The 13,071-nt window shown below is 65.7% G+C and carries 12 protein-coding genes; 3 read left to right on the forward strand and 9 right to left on the reverse strand.

Going from position 1 to position 13,071, the window contains the following annotated elements; translation table 11 throughout:
- Positions 1–5: 5 nt before the first annotated feature.
- Complete coding sequence (locus AC1RQC_RS21625; RefSeq protein WP_416047273.1) at positions 6–758, reverse strand: SDR family oxidoreductase; 753 nt, start codon at positions 756–758, stop codon at positions 6–8.
- Positions 759–885: 127 nt separating this feature from the next.
- Here AC1RQC_RS21625 and AC1RQC_RS21630 point away from each other — a divergent pair, with 127 nt between their 5' ends.
- Entirely contained in the window at positions 886–1,794 is a 909-nt protein-coding gene (locus AC1RQC_RS21630; RefSeq protein WP_492884555.1) for a LysR family transcriptional regulator, read from the forward strand.
- A gap of 346 nt (positions 1,795–2,140) precedes the next feature.
- Here the strand turns inward: AC1RQC_RS21630 and AC1RQC_RS21635 are convergent, their stop codons facing one another.
- Positions 2,141–2,629, reverse strand: a complete 489-nt coding sequence (locus tag AC1RQC_RS21635; RefSeq protein WP_492884557.1) for a phasin family protein — start codon at positions 2,627–2,629, stop codon at positions 2,141–2,143.
- Positions 2,630–2,964: 335 nt separating this feature from the next.
- On the opposite strand from AC1RQC_RS21635, the gene AC1RQC_RS21640 reads away from it, so the two are divergent.
- Entirely contained in the window at positions 2,965–4,248 is a 1,284-nt protein-coding gene (locus AC1RQC_RS21640) for an MgtC/SapB family protein (RefSeq protein ID WP_492884558.1), read from the forward strand.
- A gap of 40 nt (positions 4,249–4,288) precedes the next feature.
- Here AC1RQC_RS21640 and AC1RQC_RS21645 read toward each other — a convergent pair whose 3' ends face one another.
- The 4 genes from AC1RQC_RS21645 to AC1RQC_RS21660 form a co-directional block, all read right to left on the reverse strand.
- Positions 4,289–6,589, reverse strand: coding sequence for a heavy metal translocating P-type ATPase (locus AC1RQC_RS21645; RefSeq protein WP_492884560.1), 2,301 nt, complete (start codon positions 6,587–6,589; stop codon positions 4,289–4,291).
- A 51-nt stretch (positions 6,590–6,640) separates the two neighbouring features.
- On the reverse strand, positions 6,641–6,976 hold the full coding sequence (locus AC1RQC_RS21650; RefSeq protein WP_492374953.1) for an ElaB/YgaM/YqjD family protein: 336 nt from the start codon (positions 6,974–6,976) through the stop codon (positions 6,641–6,643).
- Between the two features lie 148 nt (positions 6,977–7,124).
- The gene (locus AC1RQC_RS21655; RefSeq protein ID WP_492810229.1) at positions 7,125–7,901 is read right to left on the reverse strand and encodes a COG4705 family protein; all 777 of its coding nucleotides are present in this window, start codon (positions 7,899–7,901) and stop codon (positions 7,125–7,127) included.
- A gap of 221 nt (positions 7,902–8,122) precedes the next feature.
- Positions 8,123–8,614, reverse strand: a complete 492-nt coding sequence (locus tag AC1RQC_RS21660) for a flavodoxin family protein (protein WP_492884562.1) — start codon at positions 8,612–8,614, stop codon at positions 8,123–8,125.
- Between the two features lie 311 nt (positions 8,615–8,925).
- Here AC1RQC_RS21660 and AC1RQC_RS21665 point away from each other — a divergent pair, with 311 nt between their 5' ends.
- Positions 8,926–9,558 (forward strand): acyloxyacyl hydrolase, encoded by a 633-nt coding sequence (locus AC1RQC_RS21665; RefSeq protein WP_492884564.1) that lies wholly within the window; start codon positions 8,926–8,928, stop codon positions 9,556–9,558.
- A 264-nt stretch (positions 9,559–9,822) separates the two neighbouring features.
- Here the strand turns inward: AC1RQC_RS21665 and AC1RQC_RS21670 are convergent, their stop codons facing one another.
- The 3 genes from AC1RQC_RS21670 to AC1RQC_RS21680 form a co-directional block, all read right to left on the reverse strand.
- The gene (locus AC1RQC_RS21670) at positions 9,823–10,053 is read right to left on the reverse strand and encodes a hypothetical protein (RefSeq protein WP_492884566.1); all 231 of its coding nucleotides are present in this window, start codon (positions 10,051–10,053) and stop codon (positions 9,823–9,825) included.
- 11 nt (positions 10,054–10,064) lie between these two features.
- Complete coding sequence (locus AC1RQC_RS21675; protein ID WP_492884569.1) at positions 10,065–11,348, reverse strand: PDZ domain-containing protein; 1,284 nt, start codon at positions 11,346–11,348, stop codon at positions 10,065–10,067.
- Between the two features lie 208 nt (positions 11,349–11,556).
- Positions 11,557–12,861, reverse strand: coding sequence for an amidohydrolase (locus AC1RQC_RS21680; protein ID WP_492884570.1), 1,305 nt, complete (start codon positions 12,859–12,861; stop codon positions 11,557–11,559).
- Positions 12,862–13,071: the final 210 nt, after the last annotated feature.

Here is a 13,071-nt window from a genome sequence, read left to right on the forward strand (position 1 = left end):
CGCGCTTAACCATTCAGCAAGCGGCCGCCGTCAACGACGATTTCAGAGCCGACCGTCCAGCGCGACTCGTCAGAAGCCAGATACAGCACGGCTTTGGCCACCTCGTCGGACGTACCGAAGCGCCCAAGCGGAATGCTTGCCGCAATCTCTTTGTTGAGCTGCTCGCGATACGCGTCCGGAATCCCGAGCTTGTCGTACAACGGAGTCTCGACCGGTCCGGGGCTCACTGCGTTGACACGGATGCCGCGGCCCAGCAATTCAGTCGAAAGCGTCTTCGACATGTTCAGGAATGCGGACTTCGTGGCGGCATACACGGACGAGCGGTCCGCGCCGGCATGCGCGCTCACGGAGGTGGTCAGTACGACTGACGCAGGATTTGCGAAGACCGGAAGCAGTGCCTGCATCAGGAAGTAGGGACCTTTGACGTTGATGTCGAAAGAACGGTCGAACATCTCCTCCGTCCACTCTTCGATAGGCAGCCAGACGGATACGCCGGCATTGAGGAAGGCAACGTCCAATTGCCCGTAGTGGTCCTTGATGGCTTGTGCCAGTTCTTTTTGTGCTCCAACGCTGGCCGAGTCAGCGCGCAGCACCAGAACTTCTGGGCCCAGTTCGGCTTGTGCCTTTGCAATCGTATCGGGATTGACGCCAGTGACGATCACGCGGGCGCCTTCCGCTAGAAACTGCTTTGCCGTTTCCAGCCCGATGCCACTGGTGCCGCCAGTGATGAGGGTACGTTTACCTTGCAAGCGCGACATTTGAATTCTCCGGTGAATGACGACCACCGCGGTCGACAGGGAGAAATATGCGCTCATGCAGAAATATAGATAAGATTGTCTATTCGTATATAATTCATGCAAAATCAGCATGAATTGAGGTGAAGGCGTGGATCGATTCCTTTTGATGACATGCTTCGCGCGTGCCGTAGAAACCGGGAGCTTTTCGGCGGCAGGGCGCGATCTAGGGCTGGGGCAACCCAATGTCAGCCGCTATGTGGCGGCTCTGGAGGATCACTTGCAGACGCGCTTGCTCCATCGGTCTACGCGAAAGCTATCTTTGACGCCGGAGGGCGAACGCTACTATGCGGACATCCGGGGCATCCTGGATGCGGTGGATGAATCCGAATCATCCTTCAGGAACAACGTCGAGCCATCGGGGCTCTTGCGCGTAGCCTGCCCTACGGCTCTCGCACACGCGTTTGTGTTGCCGCATGTGCCGACCTTTTTGGAGCGCTACCCCCAATTGATCTTGGATCTTCAACTCAATGATCGATACGTGGACTTGGTCAATGAAGGGACCGAACTCGCCATTCGCATCGGACACCTGGAGGACAGTACCTTGCGCGCCCGGCGTCTTGGCTGGTACGACCGAGTCTTCGTCGCCAGCAAGGACTACCTGGCCAAACGCGGAGTTCCGCAGACCCCAGATGACCTGCGCGACCACGATTGCGTCATCTACACCCTGCTGTCGTCCGGGGCGACCTGGCGATTCCGGGACGCGGACATCCCGGTTTCCGGCAGGCTTAGAGTCAACTCGCCCGACGCCGTGAGTGCCGCGGTCACGGCAGGCTTGGGCGTGGCACATGGACCTGCGTGGCTGTTTGAGGGCGGGCTGAACAGCGGTCGATTGCAGTTCATTCTGACGGACCATGCGGCTCCGCCCGTCCCGGTGCAGATGGTTTATGTGGCCAACAGACTGCTTCCAACGCGGGCTATCGTGTTCATGGATTTTATGGCTGACGTGTTTTCGAGGATTCCTGCCTTGAACGGCAACACCCCTTTGCCGAATCGATAAGTGTCTCGCGGGTCATGCCCCATGCTTCCCTGTCACGTCACTCGCCGTTCAAGCTCCCGTCAATGGGGGTTTGTATTTCAGGAGCAGCTTGAATTCCCCGTTACGCACCATCTTATTCCAGCGGGTTGACGCTGGCGGCGCTGATGCGCACCAGCACGTCACGCGGCGCGGCGCGGCGCGGCGCTTCGGGCATGCGTGAACTGCGCATCCATGGCAAGCAGGTTGCGATCCAGGCCTCGGTGGAGCAGATCACTTTTAGGCGGGCATGGCAAGCGGTGGCCGGCGGCATCCCCGCCGGCGTCTCAGCGGCACTTCAGTGGTGCTTCAGTGGCGTCTCAGCAATATCTCAGCCGGCATGAGCGGCGCGCTTGTGCGTAGCGGCGCCGGTGCTGGCGGCGGTCCCATCCAGGGTGGCCGCCGCCTGGCTGAACTTTTCGAACATAGCCTGCACTTGCGTGGGCAGCGAGGCGGTGCTCCCGGCCTGCTGCAGCGCCGCGGCCTGGCAGCGCTGCCAGGTCTCTGCGGCTTCCCGCAGTTGTTCCACCATGGCGGTCTGGTTGTGAATGGCGAGATTCATCCAGGCTTGCATCCGCTGTGCATAATGCTCGGCCTGGTTGCGCAGGAAGGTCGCCGGCAGGGTGGCGAGCGTGGCGAAGTCGCCGGCATTCGCCAGCTGCGTGCCTGCGTCGTGCAAGGTCTTGATGTCCTTGCGTACCGCGTCGAGCTGTAGTTCGAGAAAGCGCTGCCGGCTCTCCTGCATCAGGGTCAGCGCGCGCAGGCCCGCCTCGCAATTGGCGGTGAAGCATGCGAGGGGGACGTCGGTCTGGTCTGTCATGGTGAGTCTCCTGGATGCGCGCGGTAACGCGATAGTGCGGTAATGCGCGTGGATTGCTGCTGAGCCGCCAACTGATGTCAACGGTCAGGGCGGGCCAGTCTTACCGGGCCCGTTTTGCCGACCCCGATTTACCGAGCCCGTTTTACCGGGCATGTCTCACGCAAGTCGCGCGGCCACGGCAAATCACGGTTTCGCCCATCAGATGATTCTAGAAGCATGCCGCCGGCGCTTGTTGATCCGCATCAAGCTTGCGGCACATCAAGCCGGTTGCGCAGGCATGGGCCAGACTGGAATGCAATGGTGCCGGTAAGCTGGACCGTTTCCGGGGGGATAGCATGGATCACACGGTCGTGGCATTTAGCGTCGCGCTCGGGATCGGCCTTGCGATCGGGCTGGAGCGGGAGCGCAGCCAGGCGGCGGAAGGTGCCGAGGCGCCGGCCGGCTTGCGCACGTTTGCCATTGCCAGCGTCAGCGGCGCGCTGGGCGCGTTCCTGCCCAACGCCGGGTTGTTGCCGGCGGTCCTGCTGGCGATCGCCGGCCTGGCCGCCCTGGGCTACCGCCACACCGCGGCCAGGGATCCCGGCATGACCACCGAGATTGCACTGCTGTGCACGGTCTTGCTCGGCGCGCTGGCTGTCACGCATCCCGCGCTTGCCGCCGGCATCGCCACTGTCCTTGCGATCCTGCTGCACGGCAAGGCAACCCTGCACGGCCTGGTGCGCAACGCGCTGAGCCGGCAGGAACTGAGCGATGCCCTGATGCTGGCGGTAGCCGCGCTGGTGATCTGGCCGTTGCTGCCCGACCGCTACATGGGCCCGTTCGACGCCTGGAACCCGCGCACGCTCTGGCTGGTGGCGATGCTGGTGATGCTGATGGGCGCCGCCGGGCATATTGCCACGCGGCTGTTCGGCGAGCGGGTGGGCCTGCCGGTGACCGGCCTGTTCGGTGGCTTCGTCTCCAGCGCGGCGACCATCGGCTCGATGGCGGCGATGGTGCGCAAGGCGCCCGGCCTACGCGATGCGGCCGTGGCGGCCGCGCTGCTTTCCAGCGTGGCCACGTTCGTGCAGATGCTGCTGTTGCTGGCGGCGACCAGCGCGGCAGCGCTCAGGGCATTAGCATTGCCCCTCGCGGCCGGACTGACGGCAATGGGCCTCTATGCCGGCGCCTGGCTCTGGCTGGCAGCGCGCAGGCCAGCCGCGCAGGATGGTGCGCAAGAAGGCCCACAGGACGGCGCACAGGACGGCGCACAACTGGCGGGCCCCTCGCTGGACTGGCGCGTGGCGGCAGGGTTCGTGCTGCTCATGGCCTTGCTCTTGCTGGCCAATGGCGCCACGCGAGCATGGTCCGGGCCCGGGATGCTGATGATGGTGGCCGTGGCCGGCGGGTTTGCCGATGCACATGCCGCAACCGTGTCGGTTGCCGCGCAGGTAGCGGCGGGGCGCATGTCGGCAGAGGCGGCGGTGTGGCCGGTGCTGGCGGCTTTTTCCGCCAACACCGCTACCAAGATCGTGCTGGCTGCCGCGGGCGGGCGTGCCTTTGCGTTGCGTGTCGGTGCGGGGCTTGTGCTGGCTGCCGCAGTGACCTGGGCCGCGGCGCTCGCGCTGGTGTCGTTGCGCTGATGCCGGCCCGGGCGCGCTGCGCTGCGCTGCGGGCAGATCGTCAGGCGTCCCCCAGCGCGTGATACAGCTCGTCTTCCTGCGCGAAATGCAGGCGCAGGATCGCGTTGAGTTCATAGAGCAGGCGCCGGACTTCCTGCGCGCTTTCCAGGTCGATGCCGTCCGCGGGCTGGTCCGCGGCGATGCGCTCCAGCATGCCGACCAGGTGGAAGATCTCGCGATGCCCGCCGCTGAGCGCGGCTAGCGGGTCCTGGCCGCCGAGGCGCCGCGCGAGTTCCGGATAGAGGTCGGCATCGTCGTGGATCTCATGCGCGAGCAATTGCTCGCGCAGCGCCTGGTTGAGCGCTGCCAGTTCGGCTGCGGCGGCCTGGCCGGGGAGGCTGGCTACGCGATCCGCCATCGATCTCACCTGGTCGAGCACCTGCCCCAGTTCGCTATGCTCGGTCTTCAGTCTGGTGGCCTCGGCCGCCGTGATTTGTGCGGGCTGCCATTCAGGCCCTGGCTTGCGTGCCCGTAGCGCGTTGAGAATCACAACGACATCGATCAGTTCTTGCAGCAGCGCGCCCGCCACTGGCGGCAGGTAGCCGAATGCGGCCGCGATCATGGCCGCCAGCGACAGCGCCATGCCCGCCACCACGCTTTGCACGGCGATGCGGCGCGTGCGCCGGGCGATCTGCATCGCCTCGGCCAGGCGGTCCAGGCGGTCGACCAGCAGTACCACGTCCGCAGCCTGCGCCGACGCGGCCGCGCCTGCCGCGCCCATTGCCACGCCGACGTCGGCGGCGGCCAGCGCGGGCGCGTCGTTGACGCCGTCGCCAACCATGATGACCTTGTCATTGCGCTGTGCCTCGCGAATTGCTGCGAGCTTTTGCGCGGGCGTCTGCTGGGCGCGCACTTGCGTCACACCCAGCATCGCGCCTGTCATCTGCGCCACGTCGTCGCGGTCGCCGGTCAGCATCACCATGCGCAGGATGCCGGCCTGCCTGAGCAGCCTGAGCGCGCGCGGCGTGTCAAGCCGGATCTGGTCCGCAAGCTGCAGCGCGCCGCGCATGGCGCCATCGACGCCAAGAAAGACGGCCGACGCGCCCTCATGGCCCATGCGCCGCACCCATGCCGTGCTCCACGGCGTGGGTGCGCTCGCGCTGGCCACGTGCGCCAGGGAGCCGATGGTGACCACATGCCCGCCGATCCTGCCGCGCAGGCCGGCGCCGGGATCCTCGGCGACCTCGCCCGGCAACGCCAGCGCCAGGCCGCGCTCGCGCGCCGTGGCGACCAGCGCGCGGGAACTGGCATGCACCGAGGCCTGTGCCAGCGAAGCTGCCAGGCGAAGCACTTCGTCCTGCGCGTGTCCTGGCGCCGCCTCGATGGCCGAGACGCGGGCCTGGCCCGTGGTCAGGGTTCCGGTCTTGTCGAAAAACAGCACGCGGCACTGCGCCAGCCGCTCCAGTGCGCCGCCGCTCTTGACCAGGATGCCCCGGCTGGCAGCGCGCGACATGCCGCAGACGATGGCCACCGGCACGGCCAGGATCAGCGGGCAGGGGGTAGCCACCACCAGCACCGCCAGTGCCCGGTGCGCATCGCCGGTCATGATCCAGGCCGCGCCGGCCACGGCCAGCGCCAGCGGCACCAGCAGCAGGGCGTAGCGGTCGGCCAGGCGCATGGACGGGCTGCGGCTTTGCTGCGCCTCCGTCACAAGGCGGACAATGCCTGCATAGGTACTCTGTGCCGCCGTGGCGCCGGCGAGCATCTCGAACGGCGCGCCGGCATTGACCACGCCGCTGCGCAGTGGCTCGCCCGGCGCGCGGCGCAGCGGCATGGCCTCGCCGGTCAGGGTGGATTCATCCAGTTCGGCAGCCTGGAGCAGCGTCCCATCGGCTGGCACCACTTCGCCCGCGCGTACCAGCAGCCGGTCGCCGGGGTGCACAAGCTCCAGCGGTACCGGGCGCCATTCGCCGCCTTCGAAGCGGCTGGCTTCGCGCGGCGCGTGGCGCAGCAGCGCGCTCATCTCGCTGGCGGCGCGCGCTTGCGCATAGCTCTCCAGTGCGCGTCCGCTGGCCAGCATCAGGGCAATCACAGCGGCGGCAAAGTGCTCGCCCAGCCACCATGCGAAGCCGATGGCCAGCAGAGCCAGGACATCCACGCCGGCATTGCGGCGCCACGCCGCGAGCACGGTGCTGGCGGCCAGGGCAATCAGCACCGGCAGGACGCCGATCAGCCACACGGTGCGCGCGAGCGCCGCCGATTCGAACCAGTACAGCAGCGATCCGGCGCTCAGCGTGAGCGCGCAGGTCGCCAGCAGCCCGAGGTTGAGCCAGCGGTGGTAGCGAGGCTGCGCAGGCGCCATATTGCCTTCGATCCGCCATCAATCCGCTATCGATCCGCTATCGATCGGGCATCAATCCCGGCGCGAGACCGACATGGCGACAAGCACCCCGCATACGGCGGCAACGGCCGCGGCCGCGCCCAGCGCACGCCATGGGTGCGCCTGCACGTACGCTTCTCCCGCATCGGCCAGATCGCGCACCTGGCCGCGGCCTTGCGCCTGCAGCTCGCGCAGGCGCAGCTGCAGCGCCTCCAGCCGCACCTTGAACTGTTCGCGGGCCTGGCCGGCTTGCTCGCCGGTCAAGGCGGCGGCGTCGCGCAGCAATGCCTGCACATCGGCTAGCAAGACGTTGACATCGCGCTGTAGCGCGGCGCGGTGTACGGAAAATACGGATCTGACGTCGTTCATGGCGCACTCCTGGCGGGTGGAAACGATGAAGGTACGGCGGGATGAAGCTAAGCCACACACCACTATAGGTTCGGCGCCGGTCTGGCGGTTGATCGACATCAAGCCGCCATCAAGCCGGCAGCAAGCAAGCGGATGCGGGGTCCGGCCGCTAGTGCCGGGCCCGGGCCGCGGCCCGCTGCGGCATCAGCAGCAGGCAAAGCGCCATGAAGCCCAGCAGCGCTGCCGAAGCACTGAAGCGACCCAGTGCCAGCCCGCCGGATTGCAGGGGTTTGTCGAGGAAGTCGCCCACCACCGCCCCGAGCGGGCGCGTCAGGATAAAGGCCGCCCAGAACAGCAGGGTGCGTGAGATCCGCGTGCGGTAGTAGGCCAGGGCTAGCAATGCCAGCAGCGAGCCGAAGATCGCCATGCCGCCCACGTAACCCATCCCGGCCGTGTCGGCGGTCCAGTCTCCCAGCGCCGTGCCAAGCGTCTGCGAGAACATGATGGTGACCCAGTAGCACAGCTCGGCGCGCGGCGAATGCACGCTGTCGACCGAGACCGTGCCAAGCCAGCGATACCACAACGCCAGCGACAGCAGCAACAGCAGCGCCAGCAACGTGGATCCCCCGGCGTAGCCGATGCCGAGCGAGCGGTCCGCGAAGTCCGCCAGGGTCGTGCCGACCGTGGTGGTGGCCACGATGGTGGCCCAGTACAGCAGCGGCTGGAAGCGCGTGGCGCGAACCTGGGCGTAGACCACCACCAGGAACACCGCCGCAAAGATCGCTGTGCTGACCAGGTAGCCCAGTCCCATCGTCATGGACAGCGCATCGCCGCCGGTCTCTCCGAGCGTGGTCGCGGCGATCTTGATCAGCCAGAATGCCAGTGTGACTTCCGGCACTTTGCTGGCCGCTGCGGCGCTGGCCTCGTGGCTGGGGCGTGCTGTCATGTTGAACTCCTTCGACGTTAGGCTTGGTGCGGCGGACTCCTGCCACCGCAAGGATTGCCAGATACTAGTTCGCGCGGGATTAAGGCAGCATTAAGGCCGTGTTGCGGCGCAACGGGCGGGGCGGAGGACGAAAGTTGACTATCAGCCGCTGGCGCGTGGTGGCGGGAGGCTTATCGCGTCAAGCCCGAACGTGACAATCCCGAATGTGACGGGTTTCGACGTCAGAAGACGCCAAGCGCAAGACCTGCCGCCAAGCCAGCGCCCAGCTCGGCACAGTGCGCCAGGTCCTCGGCGCTGATCTCCTTGTGTGCCAGAATGCGTTCGGGCGTCTGTGCATGGGTGCAGACGATCAGGCCCGGCGCCACACACTTGAGCCGCCAGCCGGTAGCGATGCGTTCGACCTGGCGCAGCGCGTTCTGCCCGTCGCTGCCGGCACAGATCATGGCCGCGTACGGGCGGCCGTTCACACGGTCAAGCGCCGCGTAGTAGCAGCGATCAAAGAAGTCCTTCATCAGCCCGGACATCGCAGCCAGGTTCTCCGGCGTCGCGAACAGATAGCCGTCGGCCGCCAGCACATCGTCCGGACCGGTCTCGGCCGCCCGCTGCAGCCTGACCGCGATGTCAGGCTGCATACGCGCCGCGTCGGCTGCCGCCTCGGCCATCTGCTTTGTTCCCCCGGTCATCGTGTGGTAGACGATCAGCAGCGTCTTCATTTGTTCCTACTCGCCATCCGCCGGTACGCCGGTACGTTGCGCACTCTAGCACGCCCCAAACACCGGCTAGCCGAGGAAAAGCCGCGGTCCAGCCCTGAGAGCAACTTCGCGCGTGCCGGTGCGCCGCTTGATAGTCGGCTTCACGCCTGTTCCGTCCACGTCGTTCCAAATCTGGGACGCTGATATGCGCTAGCGGTATCTATTCGGTCGCTTGTGCCGAACGCATAATTCGGGGTTTTCGCGCGAAGTCCAGCCAGGAGGGGCGGCGGGCCGGGGAATTGTTCGCCATGCCGATGGAATCCTCTTGACTTGTGTTCACTTCCAACGCGATCAAGGTATCACCAACAACAAGAATTCATCTTCACAAGGCTTTTGTCATGCTTCGATCTGTCTTCTCCTTCGTCCTGATTTCCAGTGCGTTTGCCAGCGCCGCAGCGCTTGCCGCGCCCGCCAGCGAGGATGCCGCGTGGTTCGAGCCGGTTCGTCTTGGGGCAGCACTGGGTGCGGGCGGCGAGGCCTCGATCGCACGCCTGGAGGCGCGATGGAACCTGAAGACCGACCTCTGGGCGACGAGCTCGCGGTCAGTCCGTGTTCGCCTGGGTCTCGAAGCTTCCGTGGGTGGTTGGAATCCACATGGCAGCAATAGCAACCTCATGGGCGATGTGGGCTTTACACCTATCTTCCGGGTTCAGGGTGCCGGCCGCTCGGGGCCCTTCGCCGAGGTTGGCGCCGGCGTGCACCTGCTGTCGCGCACGCGCATCTCGGACTCAAAAGTATTCTCGACGGCGTTCCAGTTTGGCGATCGCATTGCCGCCGGCTACCGGTTTGGCGACGCGATCGACTCGGAACTGGGGGTGCGCTTCCAGCACTATTCCAACGCCGGCATCAAGGAGCCGAACCCCGGCATCAACTTCTACATGCTTCAGTACTCGGCCCGCTTCTAAAAGGGATTCATCCGACTTTCGTGTGGGTCGATGCATCGCTGGGCTAAATCCAGCGCTGCCGTAGCTCCCCTCTCCCGCATTGCGGGAGGGGTTGGGGGAGAGGGCGGGCCTGCGCAAGAGCGAGGCGCATGACGTTGAGCGAGCGCCCGCCCACTCCCCCGGCCCCTCTCCCATTTCATGGGAGAGGGGAGCGAACCAGCGTATTGCTTCCCGCCACTTACCCACGCGAAAGTCTGAAGAACCCTAAAAGGCTTGCGCCCGGGCTCAGGCGGGAGCGATGCCGTAGCGGCGGCCAATGCGCAGCAACAGCGCGTCGAGTTCCTGAAGGATCGGCCTGCGGTCGTCGGCCGGCCATACCAGTGCCGATGGCATGGCTGGCAGGTCGATCTCGACAAACGCGACCCGGCACCATGCGCGCCAGCCGCTCCTGCGGCACGCACAGCAGGCGCTGGTCCCGTCCGCCGTGATCGGGGCGTGGCCATCGAGTACGAGCAATAGATCCTCCGTTAGTCTGCTTCGACCACGATCGCCTTGCGCTCGACATTCAGCTCCAGACGCTGCGTTTCGCGCTCGATGCCCAGCCTCACAGAAGTCGCCGGCTGACCTCGAATCAGATCCGTGATCTGGGTGAGCGACATCTCGGAGGTCAACCGGTCGTCGACCGTCGTGATCCGGTCGCCTGGTTTCACGCCGGCGAGTTCAGCCGGCGCGCCGGGAATCACCGCGTGCACGAGCGCACCCGTGCTATGCAGCGGCGTGGCGATCACGATACCGATGCCGACGAGCGATTGCGTCGCAGCCGGCAGTTTCAGCCACTTACCCGGCATGGCGGGATAACAGTCGGTGCACTGCAGCGAACCGTCACGCTCGCGCTGGAAGTGAAACGTCGGCTTCTCCGCCGATGCACATCCTTCGGCCCGCATCGTATCGAACAACGCCAAGCCCTGTTCGTTCTGGCACGCGCCCATCGTATTGAACATCATCGGCAACGGCGGGTCGGCCAGGATGCCGAACGACACATACGCGATGTCGCCCTTCACCACGATCGCCGGCTGAGCTGGCTCGCGAAGTTGCCCTTTGCGCCACGCGGCCCATGCGGTCTTCAGATCCGGATAGGATGCGGGTACGTAGGTGCCGTTGAGCGGACCGCCCGGATTTGCCGGGCGCTGCCGCAGTCCGGGCGGCACGATGATGCTCGGAAGGTACTGCGGCGCCGCGTCCTCGCTGCGCAATTGGCCGTCTCTGAATGTCAGCATGAACAGTTTGCCGGCACGTTCGGCGAGCCCCTGTCCGGCTCCATTGAAATCCGCGACTACGTCATAGGCGGGCACCTTGACCGGCTGTCCTTTGCTGTCGACGAATCTCGTCAGATTGTCTTTGCGCACTTGGATCAAGCCGATGGTGTTCAGCGTTTCGGTTCGGACGCTCTGGTAGATGAAGGGCAGCACGAGCTTGCCCGTGTTCGCGTCAAGCACGCCGTATTGCGAGCCGAGCCGGGCCTTGGCCAGGCCCGGGAACTCGATGTCCAGACGGTCGTAGCCGGTGTCATTGAGCGGCTTGCCGTTCTTGTAGAGGTAGTACTTGCCGTCGCGCTTGGTCACTTGCGAGGCGACTGCGGCCGTCGTGGCGTCGGCCGATTCGCTTGCTGCCAACGCGGGTGACGCGATCAGAATCTGGGATAAGAGTGCAAAGACTGCGGCCAAGATCGGCTTGCTGCCGCGCCGTGCGGCCTTGCGCGACGTGTGCACGGCACGGTGAGGCGTGGCACCGCTGATTATTGTCGATTGCATTGGTTCGTCCTTTCTGATGGCTGATGATCGTCGCGACCGAAGATGGCCTGACGCCAGCCGCGCGGCTGCAAGCTGGTTCGCCCAGCACCTGGGCAAGCCGGCGCAAGGGCGATGATCCTCAGGCAGATAGCAGGCCGACGGGAGCATCGCACGGCAAGGCGCGTTCAAGGTGCGTTCAAGGCGCGTTCAAGGCGCGTTCAGGGCGCGTTCAGGGCGCGGGGAGCAGGCTAAGCACGGCCAGGCTCATGGCGGTGACACCGGTCTTGATCGACGGCTCGGGCACCGGGGCGAAGTAGGGCGAGTGATTGAACACCAGAGGCTTGCCGCCGCGCTTGCTTGCGGCCGAGACGTCTTCTGGGTCAAGCACACCCACAAGGAAGAACATCGAAGGCACGCCCTCGCCGCCGTATTCCGCGAAATCCTCACTGGTCGTGAGCGGCCGCGTACGGGCCACCTTGTCCTTGCCCAGGCCCGCCTGCAACGCGGCCTCGACGCGTGCGACCACCGTCTCGCTGTTCACCACGCCGAGGCCATTGTCGGTAATCGTGATCTCCGGTTCAGGGGCAGCGGCCGCGCTTGCCGATGCCCGCGCAACGCGCCGTACCCCGTCGACGAGCAATTCCCGGACCCCGGAATCGTAAGCGCGGATGGTGCCGCGCAAGACCGCGCTGTCGGGAATGATGTTGCCCGAGCTTCCTGCCTGGAGCGCGCCGACGGTAATCACGCCGAATGCCATCGGATCCTTTTCCCGGCTCGTCACGGCCTGCACATCCGTGACGAATCGCGCGGCAATGATGACCGGGTCCAGCGCCTTGTTGGGTGCGGAGCCGTGTCCGCCACGGCCTTTGAAGAGGATCTCGAACGAGCTGGCGGCAGACGTCATCGGGCCCACGCTGTAACTGATCGTGCCGTAAGGCCGGGGATCCGTGTGCAAGGCAAGCGCGGTGTCGGGCTTGGGAAAGCGCTTGAACAGCCCGTCGGCCAGCATGGCCCTGGCGCCGGCGCCGATCTCTTCAGCCGGCTGCGCCACGAACATCAGGGTGCCGCGCCACTGGCCCTTCATGGCGACCAGGGCACGCGCGGCGCCTACCCAGGTCGCCATGTGCAAGTCGTGGCCGCAACTATGCGCAACAAAGCTCTCGCGCCCGTTCCACGTGGTGACTGCCTTGCTGGCATAGGGCAGAGAGGTTTTCTCCTCCATGGGGAGGCCATCCATGTCGGTGCGCACCATGATGGTCGGGCCCGGGCCGTTGCGGTACAGGGCCACCACGCCGGTCTTTCCCACGTTCTCGGTCACCTCGAAGCCGAGCGCGCGCATCTCCCCGGCGAGCCGCGATGCGGTGCGGGTCTCGGCGAATGCGAGCTCGGGGTGCGCGTGCAGATCCTTGTACAAGGCGTCCAGCTCGGGATACATGGTTGCCACCAGGCCGTTCAACTGGGTGGTTCGTCCGGCGCCAGGCTCGCTGGGCTGCGCCAATGTTCCGGCACCGGCATTGACTGCGGCAAGCAGCATGGCGGCCGCCGCCGCACGGCGAGCCAACGTGCGTCTTTGTTGCACTTTCTTCTGGGCTTTTTCTTGCACCTGGGATTCTCCTTTCTTCCTGATGTCAGAGCCGGGGATACGAAACCTCACGAAGCCTCACGAAACCACGCGCAACCACGCGCAACCACGCGCAACCACGCGTTGGCATCCTGGCCCGATATGGGCTTGGGTACGGGGCTG

Source organism: Cupriavidus sp. GW822-FHT03E04, assembly GCF_058801495.1.